We start from the raw sequence: 26,987 nt of genomic DNA, 5'->3' as shown, positions 1-26,987 counted from the left end.
GTTTTCCGGTGGTCCGGTGAAGATCGATTATATTGGATAAGCCAACCTCATGAACCAGCTCCTTGCCCTACGCGCTTTCGTCCGTGTCGTCGACACCGGTTCATTCAGTCGTGCGTCTGACCAACTGGGGCTGCCACGTTCCACCGTCAGCAAGTTGATCATCGACCTTGAGAAGCACCTGGGCGTCCAGTTGATGCACCGCACTACCCGTGTGCTGACGCCGACGTCCGATGGGTTGGAGTATTGCCAGCAGGCCCGTCGCCTGGTGGCGGAGCTGGATGAAGTAGACAGTGCCATGCGCGGTCAGTTGCTCAAGCCCGGCGGGCACCTGCGGGTGGATGCGCCGGCGTCGTTCGCCAACTGCCTGCTGATTCCCGCGCTGGTGGATTTTCATCGTGAGTATCCGGATATCACCGTCGCCCTGGGGATCAGTGATCGTGCGGTCAATATCGTGGGGGAGGGCGTGGATTGCGTGATCCGCGCCGGCAAGCTTGATGACATGGCGATGATCGGGCGCAAAGTGGCGGACCTGCAATACCTGACCTGCGCCGCGCCCGGTTACCTGGCGCGTCGGGGGCTGCCGGTAACCCCGGAAGACCTGGCGCACAACCACCTCAAGGCCGGCTATTTCTCTGCCGGGTCGGGTAAGGCGCAGCCGCTGGTTTTCGAGCGGGACGGCAGGTGCATCGAGGTGGGCGATTGCGCCTACTCCAGCAATGACGGCAACGGCCTCAAGGAAATGCTGCTGGCAGGCTTGGGCGTCGGGCAGCATTTCAAGTCAATCGTGCAGCACTACGTGGACAATGGCCAATTGGTCAGCGTGTTGCCGGACTGGTCACGCCCGGCCACGCCGCTGCACATTCTCTACCCGCCCAATCGCCATCAGAGCGCGCGTCTCAGGGTGTTTGTCGAGTGGGTGATTCATACGTTCGGGGTCAGGGAATAATCGCAGTCACGCGGATTTCCACGCGCATCGCCGGCAAGCCCAGGGCTTCGACACCCACCTGCGTCCAGATCGGCGCATGGTTGGGCATGTACTGGCGGTAGTGCTTGACCATCGCCTCGTTGACCTCGGGCGGAAAACCGCCGACGTGGTAGGAATTGACGTGAATCACGTGCTCCCAGCACGTGCCGGCGGTCGCGAGGGTGCGTTCCAGGTTATGGAAGGCCTGGGCGATTTCGTCCGCCAGGTCGGCGGGAATCTGGAACTCATCGTCCCAGCCGCCCTGGCCTGAGGTTTCCACGCGATCACCGACTTTTACCGCTTGCGAATAATGCAGGTGCTGGCGCATGTAATCGCCGTAGCCTGGGGTGACAAAAAATTCGGGCTTGCTCATGGGGATTCCTCGGTTCGGTAAAGGACTGAACCCAGGCTATAGCAGCCAATACGCGAACAAAATCCCGAATTTATGCCATGACTGTCCATCCACCTGGATAATCGGCGCAGTCTTGTGGGGTGGCTGCGGTGCAGGTTCATGCAAGAAAGAGTGCGCCAGCTCAGGCCTTTTCCCCCTGCGGCACGACGTTCAACCCTGGCCTTTGATACTATCCTCCTCCCTCGTCACCAGGAGTCACCGCCCCATGCAGCACCAGTGGGATGAAATGCACCGTACCCGCAAGCCCACGTTTGTACTGTGTGGCGAGCCCCAGGGGGACGTGCTCAATCTCTATGTTCACGGTTATTCGGCGTTTTTCAGCCGGCAGCAGTTGGCTGGCTTCAAGGAACAACTGGCGGGCATTGAAGGCTCGACCAACTTGATGTTGTTCTGGCCGGCGGGGCACTTTCTGGAAAACCTGTTTGCGCCGTTCAAGGAGGTGATCGCCTCGATGCTTGGCGGGGGAGGCCTGGGCGCGGCGACGGTGGGGGTGGGCAAGGCGATTGCTTACTTTCTCGACCATTACAAAAGTGTCGAGGCGCGTGTCGATGAAGTGGCCAGGACCTTGTTGCCCGAGCTGGCGAGCTACCTGCACGCCGAATCGCTCCAGGTGCGGCAAATCAATCTCATCGGTCACTCTCTGGGGGCGCGGATCGTGGTCAAGAGTGTGCTGGCCAGCCCTGAAATCGCCCATGAACTGCCGTTGAACAATCTGTTGCTGATGGGCGGGGCGATTTGTACGTCGAGCCCGTGGGAGGCGGTGACGGCGCCGCTCAGGGGGCGGGTGATCAATTGCCACTCCAGCAAGGACTGGGCACTGGCGATGAAGCCGGACACCGAGCGTTGCATTGGCCGCTATGCCATCGCAGTGACGCCAGCCCTGAAGGCCAAGGTCACCAATGTTCACCTGGCCAGTTTCGACCATGCCGCCTACTGGCCGCAGTTGAAAACAGTGGTGCAGTACACCGATCTGCTGCAGGAGCGCCGGGGCATGATCCGCGCCGACCTGCGCAGCAGTGAAGTGCGCTTTGCCGAAGAGGATGCGGACTTGTTTCCGATCCTGATGCAGGCGCGACCGGATGAGTTGAAATTTCTCGCCGAGTTGATGGCACAAAAGCGCAGTGCCTCGATTGATGCCGGAGTGCGCGAACCGCGCAAGCTCGCCATCGAGTTGCAGCGCATGGGCGGCGACAGCTTTATGAACCTGGCCCGTGGTCACGGTGTGGCCTATCGCCAGATCGCCGAAGCGGTGGCGCAACGCCTGGGCATCAAGTTCGACGATGCCGTTGCCAGCGTTGCCCTGGCGGATATCGAAGCGCAGGTTGCGCAAACGCTGATCGAGCAGTACCAGGACAAACTCAGCGCTGCCGACCGCCAGGCGTTCGAGGCCGAACTCAAGGCCGCGATGCACAAAGAGCAAGGCTTGTTCAGGCGTTTCAACGTTGGCCGTTCGGCCACCACCGCCTTGAGCGGCACCGCATTGGCCGGGCTTACCGGGTTTATTGTGCGACGCGGTGCCGCCACGTCGATTCCGGTGGTGGGCCAGGCGGTGGCGGCCGCGATGTTGCTGGTCAGCGGCGTGCGGGCGTTTTCCGGGCCGGCTTATTCGATCACAACCCTGGCGGTGCTGGTGGTTGGCGTGATTCGCCAGCGCCTGGAACGTGAGGCGCTGAATCAGGAACTGGACCTGGTGGTGCAAGTGGTTGAAACGTTTGACCTGCCCCGGGAGACGGTGATGCGCACGGTCGCGTCGGACTGCTAAGCTGGCGCCCTGACTTGTGTGTTTGCCTGGGATACCGCGTGAAATTCAGCCTGCCGAAAATTGCTACCGCCCCCTTCTGCCCGCCGGAAGTGGCCGGCTCCGTTGCCGTTGACCCCAAAGCGTCGTTTTTCAAGCGCGCCCTGATGTTCGCCGGCCCCGGCCTGTTGATCTCCATCGGCTACATGGACCCCGGCAACTGGGCGACCGCCATCGAAGCCGGGTCGCGCTATGGCTACAGCCTGTTATTTGTAGTGTTGCTGGCGAGTCTCGCGGGGATGGCGGTGCAGTGCCTGTGCTCGCGGCTGGGTATCGCGACCGGCAAGGACCTGGCGCAACTGTGCCGCGAGCGCTACAGCAAGCGCTCGGCACGCACACAGTGGGCGCTGGCGGAAGTTTCCATCATCGCCACCGACCTCGCCGAGGTGCTCGGCTGCGCCCTGGCGTTTCACCTGCTGCTCGGTGTGTCGCTGACCACCGGTATCGTCATCACCGCCTTCGACACGTTGTTGATCCTGGCCTTGCAGAACCGTGGTTTCCGCCGACTGGAAGCAATCATGCTGGCGCTGGTTGCGACCATTGGCGTGTGTTTCTTCATCGAACTGGTGTTGATCAAACCCTACTGGCCGGACGTGTTCAGTGGCTTCACCCCATCCCTGTCGGCCATCAGCGATGCCGCGCCGCTGTACCTGGCCATCGGTATCCTCGGTGCGACCGTGATGCCGCATAACCTCTACCTGCACACCTCCATTGTGCAGACCCGCCTGATCGGCAAGGACCTGGCCAGCAAACAGGACGCGGTCAAGCTGGCACGCATCGACACCATCGGCTCGCTGGCCCTGGCCCTGCTGGTCAACGCGGCCATCCTGGTGCTGGCCGCCGCAGCGTTCCACAAGACCGGCCATACCGACGTGGTGGAGATTCAGGACGCCTATCATCTGCTCGACCCGCTGGTGGGCGGCGCGTTCGCCAGCATCCTGTTCGGCATCGCCTTGCTGGCCTCCGGCCAGAGTTCGACCTTCACCGGCACGATCGCCGGGCAGGTGATCATGGAGGGCTACCTGAACCTGCGCATCCCGTGCTGGCAGCGCCGCCTGATCACCCGTGGGCTGGCGCTGATCCCGGCGTTTCTTGGGGTGTGGCTGATGGGCGACGACGCCATCGGCAAGCTGCTGATTCTGAGCCAGGTGGTCCTGAGCCTGCAGTTGCCCTTCGCGCTATACCCGCTGATCCGCATGACCGGCGACAAGCAACTGATGGGACCATTCGTTAACCGCCTGCCCACCCGATTACTGGCATGGTTTTTATTTGCAGTGATCAGTGGAGCGAATGCCTGGTTGATCGGGCAGTGGGTGTTCTGAGTGACCTGTCTGCTGCTGGGCTATGACCTACACCAGAATGGCGAGAGGGCTGTAATGGGCAACTTGCGGATCAGAGGTCAACAGTTTCATGGGTTCACTGATTGCTGTGGCGACAATCAGTCGATCGAAGGGATCTTTGTGATGTGGCTCGAGCTCCTTGACCGCAATAGCGTGCTCTGAGGTGATCGGCAATTGGATAAACCCGCTCTCCAGACAGTGGTCACGGATTTCGTCCAGATCGACATCGAGCTTCCCCATGCTGACCTTGATGGCCATTTCCCAGAATGTCGCCGCGCTTACATAAACATCGGCGGCATTTTCAATCAATCTGAGCGCTTTGCTGGATAACCTCAGGTCATCATTGAGTGCCCAAAGCAGAATATGGGTATCCAGCAGCACCCTCATGAATGGGCACCTTCGAACGCATCCAGCAGGTCTTTCGACAGCGGCGCGTCGAAGTCCTGGGGGATCACCAGCTTGCCTTTCATCGCACCGATTCGCCGAGCCTTGGACTTGTCGATGGGAACAAGCTGCGCCATTGCGCGCCCGTGCTTGGCGATGGTAATGACTTTGCCGGCGGCAGCCTCATCGACCCATTTCGACAGATTATTTTTTGCCTCGCCCAAAGGTATGATGGTCATCTGGTTTTCCCCGGGTTTTGGCCAAAAACAGCCAAAACTACGTGAGCTATCAAAAATGGCTAAACCACCTGCTGAAGCCGCTCGTTCAGTGGGCGACGGTTTGCAGTACATGACATCCATGGCATTACTCCAAAATAGGTTTCGCCGAGAGTCTGCCGCAGCTCCGCGTACCAGGGAATGCTGGCCCGGAAAAACAGAATGAGCCTACATTTTTCCGTAGGAATTCCCCTCACAGATGTCCGTTCGACGTTCAGGGGAACTCACCGATCCCAATACGGCACCGTCCCAAAACACTCCACGAAATAATCAATCACCGTGCGCACCTTGAGCGACAGCCTGCGGCTGCCCGGCCATAACGCCGCGATCTGCTGGGGCTCCAGGGTGGTTGCCACCTCGTATTCGGTCAGTACCGCCTGCAAGGTGCCCGCGCGCAGGCTCTCGCCGATCAGCCAGGAGGGAAACACCACCAGCCCCAGGCCTTGCTCGGCGGCGTGGGTCAGGGTGTCGGCGTGGTTGCCGGTAATCGGGCCCTTGACGCTGTAGGCGCTCCAGTCGCCCTGGTCGCGACGCAAGAACCAACGCTCCTGGCCTTTGATGCCCTTGTAGGCCAGGCATCGGTGATTGACCAGTTCGTCGGGATGGCGCGGCGTGCCGTGCCGCGCCAGGTAGGCGGGGCTGGCGGCGAGGCGAAAGCGTTGCGGCGCGAAGATCCGCGCCTGCATGCTGGAATCATTGAGTACGCCGATGCGAAACAGCAGGTCGGTGCCGTCCTGCAGCGGGTCGACGAAGGTATCGGTTTGCTGGATGTCCAGTTGCAGCTTCGGATAGCGTCGGCACAGTTCCCCCAGCCACGGCGAAAGGTGGCGCTGGCCGAACACCATTGGCGCATTGATGCGCACCAGTCCGCTGGGTTCGCTGTCCTGCTCCTGCAGGGCCTGGCTGGCAGTCTCCAGTTGCTCGAGCATCAGCCGCGCATGCCGCCCGAGCAAACGACCGGCTTCGGTGGGGCTCACGGCGCGGGTGTGGCGGTACAGCAACTGCTGGCCGAGGGCTTGCTCCATCAGTTGGATCTGCCGCGAAATGGAGGAGGGCGCAAGGCCTTCGCGGCGCGCTACCTCGGAAAAACTGCCCTGGTCCAGCACCGCGACGAACAGGCGCAGCGCCTTGAAACTCAACTCGTTCAAACCTTGCATGGTGGCTCCTGTCTGTGCGTTTTGCGCAAAGGTGTTGTCTGCATGCTGCCATTTATCGCACAGCTCGACCACCGGATAATGCGCCCCTGTTTTCTTCTTGAAGCGCGGGTGATGTATGCAGGCAGGTTCTATCGAAGGTACGGCCCAGTCGCGGCCGAAGCGCAACATTCTTCGGTTGCTGTTGCTGCCGTTGGTCATCCTGGCAGGCATGGGCCTGTCGGTGGAGGCCGGTTTGCTCGGGCCATTGGGGGTGCAGGTCGGGCATTTATGGGCCACGTTGAGCATCTTTGGCGTCGGCTCGGCGATCCTGTTTCTGCTGTTGTTGTTCAGCGGCCCGCAAAAGGGCCCGGCTTTCACGCAACTGCCGCGCTGGCAGTTGATCGGCGGTTTCCTGGGGCCAATGTACGTGGTGGTGCTGACCCTGGCCACGCCCCATATCGGTGTGGCCATGACGATGATTGCGATCCTCTCCGGCCAAGTGGGCAAGAGCGTGCTGATCGACCATTTCGGTTGGTTCGGCACGGCGCGCAAGCGGGTCAATGTGGAGCGCTGGATTGCCCTGGCGTTGATTGTGGCGGCACTTGTTCTGATTGCACGAGGGTAAGGCGATGAATCTGATTGTGTTGTTGGTCGTGGTGGTCGCCGCAGGTGCGGTATTGAGCGTGCAGGCCGCCATCAACGGTCGTCTGGGCCAGACCGTCGGGGTGTTGCGCAGCAGCCTGCTGACCTTTGCGGTCGGTGCGCTCACCACCGCGCTGCTGATTTTTTTCTTTGAGCCCGCCCAGGCTGTCAGTTTGCTGGAGGTGCCCAAGTGGCAGTTGACCGGTGCCCTGTTCGGCGTGGTGTACATGATGGTAATGGTCGGCGCCGTGCCGGTGGTGGGTACGGCGGTTGCCACGGTAGCGGTGATCGTGGGGCAATTGGGCATGGGCATGCTGATCGACAACTTCGGCTGGCTGGGCAACCCCGCGATCGAGTTGTCCGGTAGCCGGATCGTGGCGATGCTGTGCCTGGCCCTGGCCCTGGTTTTCATGTATCGCAGCAATACGCGTCAGGCTGACTGACGGCGCTGAACCTTGGCGCCGTGCCTGGAGTCACTGTTTAAGGTGTGGCATTCGCCGCGCCGTGACGACCATGAAGAAGGAGTCTGACCATGCCGGATCAAACCTGTGCCTGCCCACACTGCAAATGCGTACTGGGCGTCGACGCGATAATGAAGGACGGCAAGGGCTACTGCTGCCAGGGCTGCGCCGAGCATCATGCGCACGGTGAGCCGTGCGCGGCGGCAACGGGTTGCGAATGCGCCAAGTCGTCTGCCAACGCCTGAGATGATTGATCGGCGGGCCATTGCCCCGGTAGCGGTGATCAGCCAATCACGTAATGGCTGATGCACCGCCATCGGGAGCAAACCCCCTCCCACAGTTGGATCTGTATCAGGCCTCTGGAACGCCTTTTTCCCAGGCCGACCAGTTGTTCAGGATTGCCTGTACCAGCGGATTGCCCGTGCGGTACAGGTTCTCCAACGCCGGTACAAACCCACCCTGGTCGGCGTACTTGAGCAGGTTGTCCACTTCGCTGTAGCCCGGGTACGGGCGGTCGAAGTCGGAGCCTGCACGTACCACCGCCAGGCGCTGGATGTCCACCAGCCCTTCGCGGCTGGCGCGCAGCAGCGCTTCGTAGGTGGAGTTATCTTCCTGCTGGGTGGTGCAGTATTCGCCTTTGTTGTCCGTAAGCAGTTTGGTCCACACCTCGGCGCGTTCGCTCAGGCGGGTGCCTGAGAACCAGGTATTGCCCGCCAGGGTGTCGCAGCGGGTGACCTGGGGCGGCTGATTGGCCGGGGCGGCAGGGTAGTGCTTGCGCCAGGCGGCGGACTCCTTGCTTTCAGTCAACTCAACCTTGTGCGACAAGGCAAACGCCTTGGCCTGAAGCGTTGGGTTGAGCTCGAAGACTTCGGTCTTGTAGTCCAGCGGCGGTTTTTCATTGGGCCCCTTGGTGTTGATGCCGATATAACCCGTCGGCCAGTCCTTGGGCGCGTCGCGGGAATCCAGCTCCCACTGCGTACCGAATTCCACCAGGTAATGCGCCCAGGCGGCCGTGCCGATGGTGCCATGCCTGGGGCTGATACCGGCAATCCCGGCGATCAGGAAATAGCTCTGGCGCAGGTCGAACCTGGGCGACAGGGCCAGTGCCAGGGTGGAGGCGGCGGCGTTGGTCTGGCCCATGCCGGTGACCAGCAGGCACACGTCCTGGGTGTTGCAGCGAATCGCCGGGTACTCGGCGGACAAGCCGGGCACGCGTACCTCCTGTTTGAGCTCCAGGCGATCGATCCAGGTTTGCGCCTCGGGGGCGAACATGGTGATCAGCACTACCTTGGGCTTGATCGGCGCAGCGCTGTCCGCCAGCACCACGTGGGGCAGCAGGGCGAGGCCGATGGCCATCGAGAGGCGGGTAAAAGTTTTCATCTGCAGCTCCTTGATCAGAATTGGTAACCCACGCCGGCGTAGTAACCCCAGCCGTCGGAGCGAGCGCGAAAGTTGCCTTCGCCGAAATTCAACTCGCTGCCATCCTCCCAGTTGCCGCCGTTATGAAAGTAACGGCCGACCAGGGTGAAGCGCAGGTGGGTGAACGAGTACAGCAGTACATTGGTGGCCACCAGGGAATTGGCGGTGCGCGCCGGGTTGTCCTTGTGCAGGTCCGAGCCGAAATCGTAGTTGGTAAAACCGATGTAGGTCAGCGAGGCGCCGTTGTCGAATTTGCCGATGGGCACGATGTATTTCATCTGCGCGCGGTAGCCGTCCCAGGAATATTCATTGCTGGCGCCGTAGTTTTCCCACTGGTAGCGCCCGTAGAAGTTGGCCGACAGGTTGACCCGCGAGTGGGTGTCGATGTCGGTGCCAAGGCCGCTGTACAGGGTATTGGCGCGATTCTCTTTGTTGCTGCCGTGGTCGTAGATCCAGTCGAACGCCACATACCATTCCTTGAACGGCCCGATCGCCAGGCTGCGACCGGCCAGGTAGTCGATGGAGATACGCGGCTCATGTTCCATGAACACGGGCGAGCCGTGGTCCCACGCGCCTTTGTCGTTACTGTTACCGATGCCGAGGATCTTTGGCACGTCGATGTAGCCGTACAGCTCGAACGGCCCCTTGCGGCCGAAATACTCGTATTCCAGGTAGACGTCATCCTGGGGCTTGGGACCGAAGCTGATGTCCTTGCTGCCGATCAGCGTGAGGTCCTGGTTGAACCATTCCGACAGGTAAGCGCCTTTTTTCGCCGGCGGGCTGGCCTCGGGGCTGAGGGTTTCGCCCTGTGCCGAGTCATCCGAAGGTTGGTCGTGCGCCAAAATGGGTGCACTGAGTAGTCCCGTAACGGCGGCCAGTAGCAAGGAAACACCAAGGCAAGCACGAGGCGTTGAGGTGGGGTGCATTGAAAATCCCTATTCGTACGCGGTTTGAACCCGATTGCTCGGGCAGGGTGAACCTGGCGACCAGGTTGGTTCCGCAAACGTTTGCACAGGCTGTACCAACTTTCGTCAATGGTCTGAATCGACTGAGAAAAGGCGGAAATATCCGTCTCTTTGATCAGAAAATGACAGGGTGTCATTCAGCCGAGGTGACTGACCGCCTGCAGGCCGGTCTCACGCCGATATTCACTGGGCGTCTGGTTCATCTCGATCCGAAAATGCCGGTTGAAGTTGGACAGGTTGGCGTAGCCCACTTCAAAACAGATGTCCGCCACCGACCTGTCGCTTTGCAGCAATAGCCGGCAGGCGCGCTGCACGCGAAATTTGCGCATCAGTTCGATAAAACCATGGCCGGTATTGCGTTTGAAAAAGCGCGAGAAGCCTGGTTCGCTCATTTCCAGCTGGCGGGCGATATCCGACACGCGCACCTCGCCGCTCAATTCACGCATGAGGTAGTCGAAGGCCTGGTTGATACGGTCGGCGCTGCGCGGGTCCAGGGTCGGTGCGTAGCGCGGGCTGGCCAGGACCTTGATCTGTCGGGGCGGGGCGTTCTTGAGGGTGTCGAGCAGTTGCAGGAACAGCACCAGGCGTTGCAGGCCCTGGGCGTTGCCGATGGCTTCCATCAGCCGCGCCGCCTGCGCCGCTGTTTCGTGCTTGAACTCCAGGCCGCGTCGCGCCTGTTCAAACAGCGGCTGCAGGTCGCCAAGTTCCGGCAGGGCCTCGCGCAGGGCAAGGAGGGCGGCACCGTCGAATTGCAGCACCACGTCACGGCCGCGCTGGTACTCGCCGGGTGCCAGGTCGCCAATCCAGTCGTGGGGCAGGTCGGGACCGATCAGCGCGACATGCCCGGCACCGAATGCACCGATATAGTCGCCCGCCACCAGCTTGCCGCCGCCGTGGCGGATCAGGTGGATTTCGAATTCGGGGTGGTGGTTCCAGCGCGCCAAGTCAATCGGGTAGTCATGCTCGAACCAGCGAAAGCAGTGCTGCGGTTCGGGCAGGATCACTTCACGTTCGGCGCGGCGTTGCTCGAACAGGGGAGCGCGGATGGGCATGGGGCTGCCTCTTGTGCGTTGGATAACCGCCAAAATACGCGCCTTGGCAGGCTCGGCGCTACCCACGGTGCTATCGGGCACTGATACTTTTTTGCACGCTTGAGGTCGGTTAAAAAAGTACCGGTCGAGCGTGTGCGGTGCGTTTGTGAGAGGTCGGCTCCAACTGCTGTAATCAGCCGTGCAGGAATCCGACATGATTGCAAAGGACACCGCCATGAAACGACTTGAAGGTAAGAGCGCGCTGATCACCGGATCGGCGCGCGGCATTGGTCGCGCGTTTGCCCAGGCTTATATTCACGAAGGCGCCACGGTCGCCATTGCCGATATCAACCTGCAGCGCGCCGAGCAGACCGCTGCCGAACTGGGCCCCCAGGCTTACGCGGTGGCAATGGACGTCACCGACCAGGCCTCCATTGACGCAGCCATTGCCGCCGTGGTCGCCCACGCCGGCAAGCTGGATATTCTGATCAATAACGCGGCACTCTTCGACCTGGCACCCATCGTCGAGATCACCCGCGACAGCTATGAGCGGTTATTTTCGATCAACGTCGCCGGTACGCTGTTTACCTTGCAGGCCGCCGCGCGGCAGATGATCCGCCAGGGCCACGGCGGCAAGATCATCAACATGGCCAGCCAGGCCGGGCGGCGCGGCGAGGCGCTGGTGGCGGTGTATTGCGCGACCAAGGCGGCGGTGATCAGCCTGACGCAATCGGCGGGGTTGAACCTGATCAGGCAGGGCATCAACGTCAATGCCATCGCCCCGGGCGTGGTGGACGGTGAGCACTGGGATGGGGTGGATGCACTGTTCGCCCGGCATGAAGGCCTGGCGCCGGGCGAGAAGAAGAAACGGGTAGGGGACGAGGTGCCTTACGGACGCATGGGCACGGCTGAAGACCTGACCGGCATGGCGATCTTCCTGGCGTCGAAAGAGGCTGATTATGTCGTCGCGCAGACCTACAACGTCGATGGCGGTAATTGGATGAGCTAGTGCCGTGCACCGATCAACCCGGTGGGCACGGACAACCAGCACCAACCCGTCGATATTCGTTGTTCGGTTACTCGGCAAAGCTGCGATCAAAGAAGTAGATCTCTCCTGGCTTCAACATGTCCACCGTCGCCTGGGGCCGGCCGCCTTCACCCTGCTTTTTGCGCCCGGTTTCACGCAGATACCCGGCCTCGGTCAGTTTCAGCAAGCGCTGGCGGATACTGGTCTTGAGCACCGGCCGGGCGAGCACCAAAGAAAAAATCGTAGTCGCCTCCGGTGCGCTGAACTCACGCCCCAGGAACATCAACGGCAGGCTGCTGTACAGCGATTTGGAAAACAATCGCTCCTGCACGGCCGCCACAAGGCTGTTGTGATCAAACGGTAACTTGATACTGCCATCGGCTACCGCACTCAACGAATACCAGGCCTGATGGCCGCCCAGCGCGACTTCTTCGGCCACGATCGCCAGGTAGTAAGTGGACGATGACCAGCAGCGCGGGTCGCGAAACGCATCGCCCACGGTGCCCACCTGTTCGTTCCAGACCAGATCGAGGCCGACCTTGTCACTGGAGCGAAGTCGCTCCACCGCATCCTGCAGGCTCAGGTCCTGCACATCGCCATTGACCACCACACCCGGCAATGCCCAGTGTCCGGCAAAGGGCTCGGCATCGCGCTTGTTGAGCAACAGCTTCAATTCCCCGCAGGCACGGGAGTAACACAGTACGCACAAGTCGACGGTGTGCAGGTAGGGGCTCAATGGCATGTGACGTCCTTCTTACAACGTAGGCACCTAGTCTAACGCTTCGGACAGATATGTCATGTACTCGAGCTCAGGCAGTCATGAAAATACTTGTTGCCTTGAAAGTACATGACGTGTACTGTTGTTTTCAGGCCACCGGAGAATCACCATGACCCTCGCCAAAACTGCCATTGCCTCATTCGATGTGGATGCCCAGAAGAGTTTCACGCCGCTGTGCCCCGACGAACTGCCCGTAGCCGGAGGAGACCTGATCGGTGCCGAACTCAACTACATGGCCAGCCTCGCCGGGCGCCGTATCGGCAGCAAGGACGCCCACAGCCCGCAGGCGCCCTGGGTGGTCGAGCAGCACAGCCAGATGCTGCAACCTACCGGCCTGGCTCACGCCGATGTCACCTGGGTCAGCCACTGCGTGCCGGGTACCGAGGGCTTCACCTTGCTGGCTGAATTGCCCAGCCCCTATGACTACGACTACTTCGTCTGGAAGGGCGTCGAACCCGACCTGCACCCCTACGGCGCCTGCTACCACGACCTGCACGACAAACTGTCGACCGGCGTCATTGAATACCTCAAGGCCCAGGGTATCGCCCGCGTGCTCGTCGGTGGCCTGGCCCTGGACTACTGCGTCAAGACCACCGCCCTGCAACTGCTCAAGGCCGGGCTGCAGGTGGTGCTGCACCTGCCGGCGTGTCGAGGGATCACTGAAGAGGGCGGCGTGCAGGCCGTCAACGAATTGCTCAAGGCCGGTGCCGCCATCAGCCGCACCCGCGAAGAACTGGCCGCGATGGCCACGCGTTAAGGAGATCCACCATGGAAAGCGCCTATGACACCGAGTCCCCGGTCATCCAGGGCTTGCTCGACACTGATTACTACACCTTCACCATGATGCAGGCGGTGCTGCACCAGCACCCCAATGTGGATGTGGAGTACAACTTCATCGTCCGCTCCAGGGAAAAACTCGGCCGTCTGATCCCGCAGCTGCGCGCCGAGCTGGAAAAGCTGGCCGGCCTGCAGATGCGTGAAGGCGAGCTGCGCTTCCTGTTCAACCCGCGCTTTCGCGAATACCTCACGCCGGATTACGAGCGCTTCCTCGGGCTGTTTCGCTTCAACCTGCGTTATATCCACGTCAGTGAAGTGGACGGGCAATTGAACATCCGGGTGATCGGCCCGATGCTGCACTGCATCATGTTCGAGCAACCGGTACTGGCGCTGGTCAGCGAGCTGCGCAACCGCGACAAGTACCCCGACGTCACCCTCGAAGACGTCACCCGCAAGCTCTACCAGAAGTTCGACTGGCTGGAGAAAAACCTCAGCCGCGACGAACTGGCCGACCTGCGCGTCTCCGACTTTTCCACGCGGCGGCGCCTGTCATTCAAGGCCCAGCGCGAAGTGGTGGACATCATGCGCCGCGACTTCCCCGGCCAGTTCCTCGGCACCAGCAACGCCCACCTGGCCTATGAATTCGACTTGCCGCTGATCGGCACCATGGCCCACCAATGGCTGATGGTGCACCAGCAACTGGGGCGCCTGCGCGAAAGCCAGAACGCCGCACTGGAAAACTGGGTGCGCGAGTACCGCGGCCGTCTTGGCATGGCACTGACCGACTGCATCAGCACCGATTTCTTCCTCAAGGATTTCGATCTGTACTTCGCCAAGCTCTACGACGGCCTGCGCCAGGACTCCGGGGACCCCATCGTGTGGGCGGACAAAGTGCTGGCCAGATACAAGGCGCTCGGTATCGACCCGATGACCAAAGACCTTATGTTCTCCGATGGTCTGAATTTCGAAAAATGCCTGCCGATCCTGCGGCATATCCGCGGCAAGGCCAGGTTCGGCTTCGGCATGGGCACCAGCCTCGCCTGCGATGTGGACGGCGTGGAGCCACTGAGTATCGTGATGAAGCTGGTGCGGGTACACGGCGAGCCGGTGGTGAAATTTTCCGATGACCCGGTGAAAAACGTCTGCGAAGACCCGTCGTTCCTGCAGTACGCAGCACAGGTATTCAACGTTGGTAGCGTGGAGGTATGACATGCACACTCAAGAACGCATCGCCCGTGAGTTGAACGTAGACCGCTTGCTGGTCGCAGGTGGCGAGGCCCGGGAAATTCAACGACGCATCGATTTCATCAAGGGCGTGTTGCGCGCTTCTGGCTGCAAGGCGCTGGTGCTGGGTATCAGCGGCGGTGTCGACTCATTGCTCGCAGGCCGCCTGTGCCAGTTGGCGGTGCAGCAACTGCGCGACGAAGACTACGCCGCGCGCTTTATCGCCATGCGTCTGCCCTACAAAACCCAGGGCGACGAACACGATGCCCAGGCCTCCCTGGATTTTATCCTGCCGGACCATGTCGACACCCTGGACATTGCCGCCAGTGTCGACGGCCTGATGGCCAGCCTGGCCGCTGCGCAAGCCAGTGCCGCACAACGCGATTTCATCAAGGGCAATGTCAAGGCCCGCGCGCGCATGATCGCGCAGTATGCACTCGCCAACCTGCACAATGGCCTGGTGGTCGGCACCGACCAGGCGGCTGAAGCGCTGATGGGGTTCTTCACTAAATTCGGCGACGGCGCCTGCGACCTGGCGCCGTTGTCTGGCCTGACCAAATCCCAGGTGCGCCTGCTTGCCACCGCACTCGGTGCCCCGGCAAAACTGGCGCAAAAGCCGCCGACTGCCGATCTTGAAGAACTGGCACCGGGGAAACTCGATGAGGACGCCTACGGTTGCTCGTACGCCGAGATCGATGCGTACTTGATGGGCGAACCGGTGAGCGAGCGGGTGAGGGCGATTGTCGAGGCGGCGTATGGCAAGACAGCGCATAAACGTGCGCTGCCGATTGCCCCGCAGTAGGCGCGGGCTGCAAGCCATATCAGGAAGTGTCTCGCCGTGAAATGGAATTTTTCCTACATTATTGAAGGATGAGGATTCTTTACGCTCTGGGCTATCAATGAGTTCAGGATCATGGGAATGGCTTCCAGCGTATTGAGAGCGAGTGATTCAGTTGCCAGGGTGTTGCGCCGCAACCTGCCAGTGCTTCTCGGCACGACGGCCATGGCGATTTTGTCAGGCCTCCTGGTGACGGTATTGGATGATGCGACCTATCTGCGCCGGTTCGACCCGTCGCTCAAAGCGCAGATGTCCGGGTGGAGTCTTGTCGCATTGGCGACTGTTGCCGTGTTTTCCAATGTCATGATGGTGTGCGGTCGGCATTGGGCGGGTGTTGTCCTGGCAGGCTATTTTGCGATGTGTCTGATGCTGGTGGTACCGACGCTTCAGTACCATCCCCACACCCTGGCCTATTCGTTGGGTGTCGTATGTCCGCTGTGCGGATTGCTGCTGCTCAATAGCGAACGCCACCGCGAGATGCGTCACTCGCTGTTCAAGCTACGTGTTCAGCGCCACGGCGGCGGTGATCGGCGCGCAGACCGCTCTGTTTGACCCTGCACTTCGCCAGCCCTCGCAGGCGTTTGGTGGGTAGCCCAATCCTGATGCGAAAACCCTATGTTGGTTTGGAACTGCACTGTTTCAGTTGCCACCAACAGGCAGCTGAACCGAGCGCTTGTGTGTTTGGCCAGGCCGTTGTTACGTCCAAGACATGAGGTGTTGCCATGATGAATCCTTACTTAAACCAACCGTTCTATTCGCCTCCGCCCGTGCAGAACCACGAATTTCCGCCAGCGGGTAATGCGACGGCGAATATGCCTGGCGTAATGACCAGCAATTATTCCCACTCGGCCGTTGCAGACATGCTGCTGCAAAACTTCGAATATTTCAGATCGCCTGGCAGTTCGTTCGCGTCTCGAGAGTCGCTGGCTGATGTGGCCAATCGCCCATTGGGGATGGGCGGTCATGATGACCAGATGACGTTGCTGGCCAGGGATATATTGGGTCGGCCCGGTCTCGCAAGCCTGTTTGACGGTGTTCAAAACGACGCTCAGGAAGATGGCCTGATTAACCGCGAGGATATGCAACTGGCTATCGGTCAGTTGTCTCAGCAGGAGGCAGGCGGCTATTCCCCACTGTCAGGCAATCGGTTCGCCGGGGGGAATAACGGCGCGATGCAACAGCAGAGAATAAATCAGCAATGCTCTCCTCAGTTCAACGCGCAACCTGCATTCGGTGGGCCGCAAGGCATGCAAGGCTGGCAGGCGACGCAGCCCCCGTCCTATATGGGCGTGCAAGGTAACCAGCCATGGAGCCCGATGATGGCCGCAGGTCGACCCTATGCCAATGACAGTGACGAGGCGTTCTCGGCCAAGGTGCTTTCCCATTTCGGTGCCCTGCAAGATCCCTCACGAGGTAGCATCACGGACGAGTCGCTGAGCGCCGCTGCATCGGGACATACCCTGGATGGACGGCCCATCAGTGCGGCCGATACTGCTGTCGCGCAGGAATTGATGGAGCGAGGGCAACTGTTCAAGACACTGGACCAAGGCCGCAGTGGCGTGCTTGACGGCAGTATCTCCCGGCAGGACCTGGGGGATGCATCGAATACATTCAGGACGATGAGCGACGAAGGGCTGCTGCATGCCGTCAAAAATAATTTCAGACAGTTTACCGCCGGTGCGGATGACAAGTACGTCAATGTCAATGAGCTGAAAGAGGCGGCGGGTCTTGCCCCGTCCACACGAACCTTCAGTCCGCAAGCGCGTGAAGTGGCCCTGGAATTGCTCAATCGTCCTGGCTTGTTGCGTGAGCTGGATATCGGCATTCGGGAGGAGGGCAAGCCGGGCGCTGAAGACCAACGCTTTGATATGGTCAACATCGACCACATGATCGACCAGCAATCCTCCCGTGCGCCAGGCAAACCCTACGCCAGCGCGTATGCGGGTAACTTCTCCGTATCCGCCGGCGGGTAATATTTGCGGCTATCAAAGGCTGCTTTCCGGCAAACGGATAGCAGCCGCCCCTGGCACCTGCCTCGTTGCACGCAACTACCTGCCCTCTGGAGTGGTCCATCGATCTCGGCGTACCATTGGCGGTTCAGCGCCAACAGCCTCAAGCGATTGACCACTCCACTGCCACCCAGGGGCCCAAACCATCATGGAAGTCACCCAGCAACGACCGTTGTGGCAGGTTTACCTGTTCTTTCTGGCACCGATGGTGCTCTCCAATTTTCTGCAAAGCTTCTCCGGTACGCTCAACGGTATCTATGTCGGGCAGATGCTCGGTACCCACGCGCTGGCGGCGGTATCGGGCATGTTCCCCATCGTGTTTTTCTTCATCGCCCTGGTAATTGGCCTGGGTGCCGGCGCCTCGGTGCTGATCGGCCAGGCCTGGGGCGCCGGGGAGACAGGCTTGGTCAAGGTGATCACCGGCGCCACGCTGACCCTTGGCGCTCTGATAGGCCTGCTCGCGGCCGTACTGGGTGGGCTGTTTGCGCGCCCCGCGCTGCAGGCCCTGGGAACCCCCGTCGACGTGCTGGACGATGCGGTGGGCTACGCCCAGGTGATGATGCTGATCATGCCGCTGCTGTTGGTATTTATCCTCTATACCCAGCTGCTGCGCGGCGTCAGCGACACGGTTTCGCCGTTGTTGGCGCTGATGGTATCGACCCTGGTGGGCTTGTTGCTGACGCCGGCGCTGATCCGCGGTTGGATCGGCCTGCCGCCCATGGGTATCCAGAGTGCGGCGTACGCCGGGCTGGCGGGGAATGCCCTGGCGATGCTGTTCCTGATTCTGCGCCTGCGCCACAAGCACCATGTGATGGCGCCGGATCGCGACATGCTCGCAGCCCTGCGCCTGGACCGGGTGATCCTCGGCAAGGTCCTGCGCATCGGTTTGCCTACCGGCTTGCAGATGGTGGTGTTGTCGTTGTCCGAATTGGTCATCCTGGCGCTGGTCAACGGCCATGGTTCCCAGGCAACGGCGGCGTACGGCGCGGTGACGCAGATCGTCAATTACGTGCAGTTTCCGGCGCTGTCGATTGCCATCACCGCCTCGATCCTGGGCGCGCAGGCCATTGGTGCCGGGCGCCTGGAGCGCATCGGACCGATCCTGCGCACCGGGCTGTTGATCAATACTGGCCTCACCGGTGGCCTGATCGTGCTCGGCTATGGGTTGTCGCATTGGCTGCTGGGTCTGTTCATCACCGACGCCGCCGCGCGCGTCAACGCCGAGCACCTGTTGCATATCATGCTGTGGAGCATCCTGGTGTTCGGCTTCCAGGCCGTGATCGGCGGGATCATGCGCGCCAGCGGCGTGGTGCTGATGCCGGTCGCCATCTCGATTTTCTGTGTGCTGTGCGTGGAATTGCCGGTGGCGTACCTGTTCAATGCGCACTTTGGCCTGGAAGGGGTGTGGATGGCGTTTCCGGTGACTTACCTGGCGATGCTGGTGTTGCAGACAGCCTATTACCGCCTGGTATGGCGGCATAAGCAGATCAAGCGGCTGGTGTGATACAAGGTTGCCCCACCTAAGGACAGAAGGCGCTTTATCAATGGCAAATCCCTACGCCGCGTTGTTCCAGGTTCCCGGTGCTCGCGCTTTTGTCCTGGCGGGCATGCTGGCACGCATGCCGATCTCCATGACCGGTATCGGCCTGATCACCATGCTCTCGCAGGTGCATGGCGGTTATGGCCTGGCGGGCTCGGTGGCGGCGGTGTTCGCGTTGGCCACGGCATTTTGTGCGCCGCAGGTGTCGCGTCTGGTGGATCGATACGGCCAGGGCAGGGTGCTGCCCCTCGCCGCGCTGATCGGTGGGGGCGCGTTGTTGATGGTGCTGCTGTGCACGCGTGTGCAGGCGCCGAACTGGACGTTGTTCCTGTTCGCCGCGCTGGCCGGTTGCATGCCCAACATGTCGGCCATGGTGCGAGCGCGCTGGACCGAGTTGTACCGCGGCCAGCCCAGGCTGCAAACCGCGTTCGCCCTGGAGTCGGTGCTCGATGAGGTGTGCTTTATCATCGGCCCGCCCATTTCCGTCGGTCTGAGCGTGGTGCTGTTTGCCGAGGCCGGGCCTTTGGTGGCGGCGCTGTTGCTGGCCGTGGGCGTGACCACGTTCGTGCTGCAACGCGAGACCGAGCCGCCGGTGCACCCACGCCACGACCACCATGGACGCTGGCTGATCGCCTCGCCTTCGGTGCTGATCCTGATGACCCTGTTGCTGGCCATGGGTGTAATTGTCGGGGTGGTGGATGTGGTCAGCGTCGCCTTTGCCCAGCATCAGGGTCAACCCGCCGCGGCGAGTATCGTGCTGTCGGTCTACGCCATCGGCTCCTGCCTGGCCGGCCTGGCTTTCGGCACGCTCAAGCTCAAGGCCTCGTTGCCCCGGCAGTTTCTGTTCTGCGGCGTGGCCACGGCGTTGACCACCTTGCCGTTGCTGTGGGTGACCGATATTCCGGGCCTGGCCGTGGCGATCTTTATCTCCGGCCTGTTCTTCGCCCCGACCCTGATCGTGTCCATGGCGCTGGTGGAGCAAGTGGTCCCACCGAGCCGCCTCACTGAAGGCATGACCTGGCTGATCACCGGCCTGAGCATCGGTGTGGCGATTGGCGCAGCCAGCTCGGGCTGGATGATTGACCACTCCGGCGCCGCCAGCGGGTTCTGGGTGGCGCTGGCGGCGGGGTTGGTGGTGTTGGGTTCGGCCGTGCTGGGGTATCGGCGGTTGGGCAGTCAGCCAATCGCCGGGCAATGATGTTGTAAAAACTCATTCAGCGCCTGCCGTGTCAGATCGTTCAACGTCACTTTCTTGCGGGTCGCCGCCAGCGCTGCCGCCAAATGCAGATCATGACCCACGCGTACGTTGAAGGAGCCCTTGCAAGGCTTTTCCGGCGTTTGCCCGAGGGCTTGGCAGGTTGCCAGGTAATCGTCCACCGCCTCCTTGAAAGCCGCGTCCAACTCGGCGACGGTTTTGCCTTCGTAGCTCACCAACGCCTTGATGAACAGGATTTTGCCGAACAGGCAGTTGTCTTCGAGGCTGGCTTCGATGGAGCCGATGTAGCCTTTGTGTTTGAGCTGGTTGTTCACTGAATCAGTTCTCCTGATTTCAATTGTTCGATGATTTGGCGCCGAATGTAGTGTTTCAGTTCGTTGCCGGGGTGAGGCTTGTGCAGGGTAATCAGTGCACTGGGGTCGCCGATATCGAATTTGACCCGGCTTCCAGCCCCTTCAATCTGTGTGTAGCCCAGTCGGCGCAACAACGTTACGAGCTCGGACCAGGTGAATGCCATGTGCTCATTGAGCAGTTTGGCGAGCAGCTTTTCATTTTTGGACACGGCGTTCCCTGCGTGTAACTAAATGTAGTTGCAAAAAGTGGTGTGCGTCAATGCTAGCTCGGCCTGGTGTGGCTTTCCCGAGATTGATGTAACCCTTGATGACACCGCGCCTGCAGCCCCCATTCCGCGCTAATTTTTCCCTCTCCGGTTCGTTTTATAGGGACGACGTGCCTTTGTGCTTCCTGCCTATTGCTCCGGACTCCAACAAATGAATGCTGAAGACTCCTTGAAACTTGCTCGCCGGTTTATCGGGTTGCCCCTGGAAAAGCGCCAAGTGTTCCTGCAGGCCCTGCAGAAAGAAGGCGTGGATTTTTCCCGGTTTCCGATTCCGGCAGGGGTGGAGGCAGAGGACCGCCAGGCGCTGTCCTACGCGCAGCAGCGCATGTGGTTTCTGTGGCAGTTGGACCCGGCCAGCGGCGCCTATAACCTGCCCGGCGCCGTACGCTTGAAGGGTGCGCTGAGCCTGGACGCCCTGGACCAGGCGTTCGCCAGCCTGGTGGCGCGCCACGAAACCTTGCGCACGGTGTTTCAGCGCCAGGCGGATGAGCGGCTGGCCCAGGTTCCAATCGAACCGTCAGGGGTAGTCGAGCACCTGGACCTCAGTAACCTGGCCCCCGCTGACCGTGAGCAGGCCGTCAACGCGGCGGCAACGCGTCAGTCGCTGTTGCCGTTCGACCTGGAACACGGCCCGCTGCTGCGCGTGCAACTGCTCAAGCTCGATGCACACGAGCACGTGTTGCTGCTGACCTTGCACCACATCGTCTCCGACGGCTGGTCGATGAATGTGTTGATCGACGAATTCATTCGTTTTTACGATGCCCATGAGCGCAACGAGGCGCCGCAATTGCCGGCGCTGGCGATCCAGTACAGCGACTACGCCCTCTGGCAGCGCCGCTGGCTGGAAGCCGGCGAGCAGGCGCGCCAGCTGCAATACTGGCAGGCGCGCCTGGGCGATGAACACCCGGTGCTGGAGCTGCCGACCGACCGTCCACGCCCGGCCATGCCCAGCTACCAGGGCACGCGCCATACCTTCGAAATCGACCCGGCGCTGGCCGCGCAATTGCGCACGTGCGCGCAAACGCACAACGTCACCTTGTTCATGCTGCTGCTCGGCGCGTTCAATGTGCTGCTGCATCGCTACACGGGCCAGGGTGATATACGCGTCGGCGTGCCCATCGCCAACCGCAATCGCACTGAAGTCGAAGGGCTGATCGGTTTCTTCGTCAATACCCAGGTGCTGCGCACCGAACTGACCGGACAAACCCGCGTCGCCGAACTGCTGCAAGGCATCAAGGAACACGCCCTGGGTGCCCAGGCGCATCAGGAATTGCCGTTCGAACGCTTGGTGGAAGCCTTGAAAGTCGAGCGTAGCCTGAGTCATACGCCGCTGTTCCAGGTGATGTACAACCATCAGCCGGTGGTGGCGGACATCGCCTCCGTCAGCACCGCCTCCGGCCTGGAACTGGCCCTGGTGGAGTGGCAAGGCCGCACCACGCAGTTCGACCTTACCCTCGACACCTACGAAAAGTCAGGCACCCTGCATGCCGCGCTGACATACGCCAACGACCTGTTCGACGCGCCTTCCATCCAGCGCATGGCCCGCCATTGGATCAGCCTGTTGCAGGCGATGGTGGCGGACGCTGAACAGCGCATCGGCGAGTTGCCGATGCTGGGCGCTGACGAGCAGCAGGTGCTGGTCAAGGCCTGGAACCACACCGCCGCGCCGTACCCGACCGAACGCGCGATCCATCACCTGATTGAAGACCAGGCCCAACGCACGCCGGATGCGCCGGCGCTGGTATTCGGTGAGGTCACCCTGAGCTATGCCCAGCTTGACGCGCGCGCCAATCGGTTAGCCCATGCATTGCGCGAGCGAGGCGTCGGCCCGGACGTGCTGGTGGGGATCTGTGTCGAGCGTTCCATCGACATGGTCGTGGGCCTGTTGGCCATTCTCAAGGCGGGCGGCGCCTACGTCCCGCTGGACCCGGAATACCCCGAGGAGCGCCTGGCCTACATGATCGACGACAGCGGCATCACGCTGCTGCTCAGCCAGCAAAGCCTGTTGGCGCGACTGCCGACCGCAGGCATCCAGGTGATAGCCCTGGACCAGCCCGCCGACTGGCTCGACGCCTACAGCAGCGAGTCGCCAAACGTCACCCTCCATGGGTTGAACCTGGCCTATGTGATCTACACCTCCGGCTCCACCGGCAAGCCCAAGGGCGCCGGTAACAGCCATCGTGCGCTGGTCAACCGCCTGTGCTGGATGCAGCAGGCCTACGCACTCGATGCCAGCGACGCGGTGCTGCAGAAAACGCCGTTCAGCTTCGACGTTTCGGTGTGGGAGTTTTTCTGGCCGCTGATGACCGGCGCGCGCCTGGTGGTCGCCGCACCGGGAGAGCACCGTGAACCGGCCCGCCTGATCGAGACCATCGAGCGGCACGCCATCACCACCCTGCATTTCGTGCCGTCCATGTTGCAGGCGTTCATCCATGAGCCAGGCGTAGGCGCCTGCGCCAGCCTCAAGCGCATTGTCTGCAGCGGCGAAGCCTTGCCGTTGGACGCGCAGCGCCAGGTATTCGCCAGGCTGGCGAATGCGGCCTTGTACAACCTCTACGGCCCGACCGAAGCCGCGATCGACGTGACCCACTGGACCTGCATCGACGAAGGTGCCGACAGCGTGCCGATTGGCCGGCCGATCGCCAACCTCGGCACCTACGTGCTCGATGCCCAGCTCAACCCGGTACCGGCCGGTGTTGCGGGTGAGCTGTACCTGGGCGGCACCGGTCTGGCGCGCAGCTACCATCGCCGCCCGGCGCTGACCGCCGAGCGCTTTGTGCCGAGCCCCTTCGTGGCCGGTGAGCGCCTGTACCGTACCGGCGACCGGGTGCGTCAGCGCGCCGATGGGGTGATCGAATACCTCGGCCGCCTCGACCACCAGGTCAAGCTGCGTGGCTTGCGCATCGAACTGGGCGAGATCGAAACGCGCCTGATGCAGCACCCGCAGGTGCGCGAGGCAGTGGTCCTGGTACACGGCGGCAAGCAGCTGGTGGCCTATCTGGTCCTTGAAAGCGAGGCCGTCGGCGACCTCAAGGCCTGGCTGCTCCACAGCCTGCCGGAATACATGGTACCGACCCATTTCATCACCCTGGCCACGCTGCCGGTGACCGCCAACGGCAAGCTCGATCGCAAGGCGCTGCCACTGCCGGATGCTGCGCCGCAGCAGGCTTTCGCCGCGCCTGAAAACGCCCTGCAACAAGCCTTGGCCGCGATCTGGAGCAGTGTGCTAGGCATCGAGGCCGTAGGCCTGGACGATAATTTTTTCGAGCTGGGCGGCGATTCGATCATTTCCATCCAGGTGGTCAGCCGTGCCCGTCAGGCCGGTATCCGCCTCAGCCCGCGCGACCTGTTCCAATACCAGAGCGTGCGCAGCCTGGCGCTGGTGGCGAGCTTCGATGAGATCAATGCGATCGATCAAGGCCCGGTCAGCGGTGAGGTCATCCTGACACCGGTGCAGCAGGGCTTTTTCGCCCAGGCCATCCCGGCGCGTCACCACTGGAACCAGTCATTGCTGCTGACGCCGCGTGAGACGCTGGAGTTCTCTCGACTTGATGCGGCGGTGATGCAATTGATCCGGCATCACGATGCCCTGCGTCTGCGCTTCGTGGCGCAGGCCGAGGGTTGGCAACAGCATCACGCCGCGCAGGTCGGCGCATCGGTGTTGTGGCAGGCCCGTGCCGGCAGCGACGCCGAATTCGCCGCGCTGTGCGATGAGGCCCAGCGCAGCCTGGACCTGGAGCACGGCCCGCTGCTGCGCGCCGCCCTGGTCGACATGGCCGACGGTACCCAGCGCTTGCTGTTGGTGGTGCACCATTTGGTGGTGGACGGCGTGTCCTGGCGCATCCTGCTGGAAGACCTGCAACAGGCTTATCGCGAACAGGCATTGCCGGCAAAGACCAGCGCCTACCAGCACTGGGCGCAGCGCCTGCAAGACCACGCGCAGGCCCTCGATCACCAACTGCCGTACTGGCAGGCGCAATCCATCGATGCCGAGTTGCCCTGCGATCGCCCCGAGGGCGGCCTGCAAAATCGCCTGGGCGCCAAGCTTGAAACGCGCCTCGATGCCGAGCACACGCGCCAGTTGCTGCAAGAGGCGCCGGCGGCCTATCGCACCCAGGTCAATGACCTGTTGCTCACCGCCCTGGCACGGGTGGTCAGCCGTTGGAGCGGTCAACCCGCCGCGCTGATCCAGCTGGAAGGGCACGGTCGCGAAGACCTGTTCGATGGCATCGACCTGACCCGCACCGTCGGCTGGTTCACCAGCCTGTTTCCAGTGCGCCTGCAAGCCGATGGCGAGCTGTCCGGTGCAATCAAGGCGGTCAAGGAGCAACTGCGCGCCGTCCCCGACAAGGGCCTGGGCTATGGCCTGCTGCGCTACCTCGGCGCGCCGCAAGTGCGCGAATCCCTGGCCGGGCTGGCCGCGCCACGCATCACCTTCAACTATCTGGGCCAGTTCGACCGCCAGTTCGATGAGTCGGCGCTGTTCGTACCGGCCGGCGAGGGCAGTGGCCAGGCTCAGGACCCCGAGGCGCCGCTGGCCAACTGGCTGACGGTGGAAGGGCAGGTGTATGGCGGTGAGTTGGCCTTGCAGTGGGGCTTCAGTCGCGAGATGTTCGAACCCTCGACCATCCAGCGCCTGGCGGATGAATACGCCGCTGAACTCAAGGCCCTGATCGAACATTGCTGCGCCACGCCGGCCGGGCAGGTCACGCCATCGGATTTCCCCCTGGCACGCGTCACCCAGGCACAACTGGATGCATTGCCGGTGGCCGGGCCGGCCATCGCAGACCTTTACCCCTTGTCGCCGATGCAGCAGGGCATGCTGTTCCACACGCTGTTGGAACCCGAGGCCCAGGCCTATATCAACCAGCTGCGCCTGGACATCGACGGCCTCGACCTGCTTGCGTTCGGGCGCGCCTGGCAGGCCGCGCTGGACCGTCACGACATCCTGCGCAGCAGCTTCCATTGGCTGGGCCTGGACAGCGCGCATCAAGTGATTCGCCGCCAGGTCGACCTGCAACTGCAAGTGATTGAAGACCCCCGCGCCGATTTCGATGCACTGGCCAATGCCGAGCGTGAGCGCGGCTTCGAACTCAATGCCGCGCCGCTGTTTCGTCTGATGCTGGTGCGTGGCGCGGGCACGACCTGGCAGCTGATTTTCACCAGCCACCACATCCTGATGGATGGCTGGAGCAACGCCCAGTTGCTCGGCGAAGTGCTTGCTCATTATGCAGGCCAGGCCGTGCCCGCACCGCTCGGGCAATTTCGCGATTACCTGGGCTGGCTGCAACGGCAAGGCAACGGCGAAGCATTCTGGAAAGCCGAACTGGCGCCATTGCCGGCGCCGACCCGGTTGGCCCAGGCGCTGCGCACGCCGGTTGACGGTACGGGGACTGCAGAGCATCACGTCGTGCTGGACAGTGACTTCACCCAGCGCCTCGGTGAGTTCGCCCGCCAGCATAAAGTGACCCTCAACACGCTGTTGCAGGGTGCCTGGAGCCTGCTGCTGCAACGCTACACCGGGCAGGCGTGCGTGGCCTTCGGCGCCACAGTGGCGGGACGTTCCGCGCCGTTGCCGGGGATCGAGCAGCAGTTGGGCCTGTTCATCAATACCTTGCCGATCATCAGCGCCGCCTCGCCGGCGCAATCCGCCGCCAGTTGGTTCAGCCAGTTGCAGGCGCAGAACCTCAGCCTGCGCGATCACGAGCATGTGCCGCTCTATGACATCCAGGGCTGGGCCGGCCAGCAAGGCGCCGCGCTGTTCGACACGCTGCTGGTGTTTGAAAACTTCCCGGTGGCCGAAGCGCTGAAACAGGGCGCGCCGGCCGGCCTGACCTTCGGGCCGCTGCATAACCATGAGCGCACCCATTACCCATTGACCCTTGGCATCGAACTGGGCACCGGCCTGCGCCTGGAGTTCAGCTACGACCGCGCGCAATTCAGCCAGTCTCAGGTCACGCGGCTGGGCGACAACCTGCACCATCTGCTGGCGCAACTGTTGGCCGACGCTCACGTCCCCCTGGGCAATCTGCGCCTGCTCGACGCCACCGCGCAGCGCGACGTGCTTGCCCTCAGCCAGTTGCCGGCGACCGCCGGAGGTCATCAACACGCCCATGAGCGCATCGCGGCCCA

At 61.9% G+C, this 26,987-nt stretch carries 25 protein-coding genes; 15 read left to right on the top strand and 10 right to left on the bottom strand.

Annotated features, from left to right (window positions below; genetic code table 11):
* The first annotated feature begins 49 nt into the window (after positions 1-49).
* Complete coding sequence (locus BFP89_RS06555) at positions 50-946, top strand: LysR substrate-binding domain-containing protein (protein WP_065884712.1); 897 nt, start codon at positions 50-52, stop codon at positions 944-946.
* Here BFP89_RS06555 and BFP89_RS06550 read toward each other — a convergent pair.
* Positions 936-1,337, bottom strand: coding sequence for a RidA family protein (locus BFP89_RS06550; protein ID WP_065884711.1), 402 nt, complete (start codon positions 1,335-1,337; stop codon positions 936-938). The two genes, BFP89_RS06555 and BFP89_RS06550, sit on opposite strands and share 11 nt — an antisense overlap.
* A gap of 244 nt (positions 1,338-1,581) precedes the next feature.
* On the opposite strand from BFP89_RS06550, the gene BFP89_RS06545 reads away from it, so the two are divergent.
* A complete protein-coding gene (locus BFP89_RS06545) occupies positions 1,582-3,138 on the top strand; it encodes a DUF726 domain-containing protein (RefSeq protein WP_065884710.1) in 1,557 nt (518 codons plus the stop codon).
* A 38-nt stretch (positions 3,139-3,176) separates the two neighbouring features.
* The gene (locus BFP89_RS06540; RefSeq protein WP_065884709.1) at positions 3,177-4,496 is read left to right on the top strand and encodes an Nramp family divalent metal transporter; all 1,320 of its coding nucleotides are present in this window, start codon (positions 3,177-3,179) and stop codon (positions 4,494-4,496) included.
* 27 nt (positions 4,497-4,523) lie between these two features.
* Here the strand turns inward: BFP89_RS06540 and BFP89_RS06535 are convergent, their stop codons facing one another.
* The 3 genes from BFP89_RS06535 to BFP89_RS06525 all read right to left on the bottom strand — a co-directional run bounded on the left by BFP89_RS06535 (position 4,524) and on the right by BFP89_RS06525 (position 6,330).
* On the bottom strand, positions 4,524-4,901 hold the full coding sequence (locus tag BFP89_RS06535) for a type II toxin-antitoxin system VapC family toxin (protein WP_065884708.1): 378 nt from the start codon (positions 4,899-4,901) through the stop codon (positions 4,524-4,526).
* Positions 4,898-5,257, bottom strand: a complete 360-nt coding sequence (locus tag BFP89_RS06530; RefSeq protein WP_256097326.1) for a type II toxin-antitoxin system Phd/YefM family antitoxin — start codon at positions 5,255-5,257, stop codon at positions 4,898-4,900. Before BFP89_RS06530 ends, BFP89_RS06535 begins: the two co-directional genes overlap by 4 nt.
* A gap of 140 nt (positions 5,258-5,397) precedes the next feature.
* Positions 5,398-6,330: a LysR family transcriptional regulator gene (locus BFP89_RS06525; RefSeq protein ID WP_065884706.1), complete on the bottom strand. Its 933-nt coding sequence runs from the start codon at positions 6,328-6,330 to the stop codon at positions 5,398-5,400.
* Positions 6,331-6,445: 115 nt separating this feature from the next.
* On the opposite strand from BFP89_RS06525, the gene BFP89_RS06520 reads away from it, so the two are divergent.
* The 3 genes from BFP89_RS06520 (at position 6,446) to BFP89_RS27135 (ending at position 7,657) form a co-directional block, all read left to right on the top strand.
* Positions 6,446-6,934 (top strand): DMT family transporter, encoded by a 489-nt coding sequence (locus BFP89_RS06520; protein ID WP_065884705.1) that lies wholly within the window; start codon positions 6,446-6,448, stop codon positions 6,932-6,934.
* A 4-nt stretch (positions 6,935-6,938) separates the two neighbouring features.
* Positions 6,939-7,394, top strand: a complete 456-nt coding sequence (locus tag BFP89_RS06515; protein ID WP_065884704.1) for a DMT family transporter — start codon at positions 6,939-6,941, stop codon at positions 7,392-7,394.
* An 89-nt stretch (positions 7,395-7,483) separates the two neighbouring features.
* On the top strand, positions 7,484-7,657 hold the full coding sequence (locus BFP89_RS27135) for a metallothionein (RefSeq protein WP_083203250.1): 174 nt from the start codon (positions 7,484-7,486) through the stop codon (positions 7,655-7,657).
* Positions 7,658-7,763: 106 nt separating this feature from the next.
* On the opposite strand, the gene BFP89_RS06510 is transcribed toward BFP89_RS27135, so the two are convergent.
* The 3 genes from BFP89_RS06510 to BFP89_RS06500 all read right to left on the bottom strand — a co-directional run bounded on the left by BFP89_RS06510 (position 7,764) and on the right by BFP89_RS06500 (position 10,848).
* On the bottom strand, positions 7,764-8,792 hold the full coding sequence (locus BFP89_RS06510; RefSeq protein ID WP_065884703.1) for a purine-nucleoside phosphorylase: 1,029 nt from the start codon (positions 8,790-8,792) through the stop codon (positions 7,764-7,766).
* A 14-nt stretch (positions 8,793-8,806) separates the two neighbouring features.
* Positions 8,807-9,757: a nucleoside-specific channel-forming protein Tsx gene (locus BFP89_RS06505; RefSeq protein WP_065884702.1), complete on the bottom strand. Its 951-nt coding sequence runs from the start codon at positions 9,755-9,757 to the stop codon at positions 8,807-8,809.
* 176 nt (positions 9,758-9,933) lie between these two features.
* On the bottom strand, positions 9,934-10,848 hold the full coding sequence (locus BFP89_RS06500; protein WP_065884701.1) for an AraC family transcriptional regulator: 915 nt from the start codon (positions 10,846-10,848) through the stop codon (positions 9,934-9,936).
* A 214-nt stretch (positions 10,849-11,062) separates the two neighbouring features.
* Between BFP89_RS06500 and BFP89_RS06495 the strand changes: the two genes are divergently transcribed.
* The gene (locus BFP89_RS06495; RefSeq protein ID WP_065884784.1) at positions 11,063-11,836 is read left to right on the top strand and encodes an L-iditol 2-dehydrogenase; all 774 of its coding nucleotides are present in this window, start codon (positions 11,063-11,065) and stop codon (positions 11,834-11,836) included.
* 67 nt (positions 11,837-11,903) lie between these two features.
* Here BFP89_RS06495 and BFP89_RS06490 read toward each other — a convergent pair whose 3' ends face one another.
* On the bottom strand, positions 11,904-12,596 hold the full coding sequence (locus BFP89_RS06490) for an NUDIX hydrolase (protein ID WP_065884700.1): 693 nt from the start codon (positions 12,594-12,596) through the stop codon (positions 11,904-11,906).
* Positions 12,597-12,741: 145 nt separating this feature from the next.
* Between BFP89_RS06490 and BFP89_RS06485 the strand changes: the two genes are divergently transcribed.
* The 7 genes from BFP89_RS06485 to BFP89_RS06455 all read left to right on the top strand — a co-directional run bounded on the left by BFP89_RS06485 (position 12,742) and on the right by BFP89_RS06455 (position 20,218).
* The gene (locus tag BFP89_RS06485) at positions 12,742-13,389 is read left to right on the top strand and encodes a nicotinamidase (protein WP_065884699.1); all 648 of its coding nucleotides are present in this window, start codon (positions 12,742-12,744) and stop codon (positions 13,387-13,389) included.
* An 11-nt stretch (positions 13,390-13,400) separates the two neighbouring features.
* Positions 13,401-14,618, top strand: a complete 1,218-nt coding sequence (gene pncB, locus BFP89_RS06480; protein ID WP_065884698.1) for a nicotinate phosphoribosyltransferase — start codon at positions 13,401-13,403, stop codon at positions 14,616-14,618.
* 1 nt (position 14,619) lies between these two features.
* Entirely contained in the window at positions 14,620-15,435 is an 816-nt protein-coding gene (nadE, locus tag BFP89_RS06475) for an ammonia-dependent NAD(+) synthetase (RefSeq protein ID WP_065884697.1), read from the top strand.
* 117 nt (positions 15,436-15,552) lie between these two features.
* The gene (locus BFP89_RS06470) at positions 15,553-16,023 is read left to right on the top strand and encodes a hypothetical protein (RefSeq protein ID WP_065884783.1); all 471 of its coding nucleotides are present in this window, start codon (positions 15,553-15,555) and stop codon (positions 16,021-16,023) included.
* A 170-nt stretch (positions 16,024-16,193) separates the two neighbouring features.
* Positions 16,194-17,444 (top strand): hypothetical protein, encoded by a 1,251-nt coding sequence (locus BFP89_RS28890; protein ID WP_065884696.1) that lies wholly within the window; start codon positions 16,194-16,196, stop codon positions 17,442-17,444.
* Between the two features lie 184 nt (positions 17,445-17,628).
* On the top strand, positions 17,629-18,984 hold the full coding sequence (locus tag BFP89_RS06460; protein WP_065884695.1) for an MATE family efflux transporter: 1,356 nt from the start codon (positions 17,629-17,631) through the stop codon (positions 18,982-18,984).
* Positions 18,985-19,024: 40 nt separating this feature from the next.
* Complete coding sequence (locus BFP89_RS06455; protein WP_065884694.1) at positions 19,025-20,218, top strand: MFS transporter; 1,194 nt, start codon at positions 19,025-19,027, stop codon at positions 20,216-20,218.
* Here BFP89_RS06455 and BFP89_RS06450 read toward each other — a convergent pair.
* Both BFP89_RS06450 and BFP89_RS06445 read right to left on the bottom strand, forming a co-directional pair.
* On the bottom strand, positions 20,197-20,550 hold the full coding sequence (locus BFP89_RS06450; protein WP_065884693.1) for a type II toxin-antitoxin system HicB family antitoxin: 354 nt from the start codon (positions 20,548-20,550) through the stop codon (positions 20,197-20,199). The two genes, BFP89_RS06455 and BFP89_RS06450, sit on opposite strands and share 22 nt — an antisense overlap.
* On the bottom strand, positions 20,547-20,798 hold the full coding sequence (locus BFP89_RS06445; protein ID WP_057722035.1) for a type II toxin-antitoxin system HicA family toxin: 252 nt from the start codon (positions 20,796-20,798) through the stop codon (positions 20,547-20,549). Before BFP89_RS06445 ends, BFP89_RS06450 begins: the two co-directional genes overlap by 4 nt.
* A gap of 208 nt (positions 20,799-21,006) precedes the next feature.
* Here BFP89_RS06445 and BFP89_RS06440 point away from each other — a divergent pair.
* The coding region (locus BFP89_RS06440) for a non-ribosomal peptide synthetase (protein WP_141689048.1) at positions 21,007-26,987 on the top strand (5,981 nt) is incomplete at its 3' end.

The sequence above is a fragment of the Pseudomonas sp. 31 R 17 genome, assembly GCF_900004915.1.
Lineage (GTDB): Bacteria > Pseudomonadota > Gammaproteobacteria > Pseudomonadales > Pseudomonadaceae > Aquipseudomonas > Aquipseudomonas orientalis_A.
This window is presented reverse-complemented; position numbering and strand designations above follow the sequence as displayed.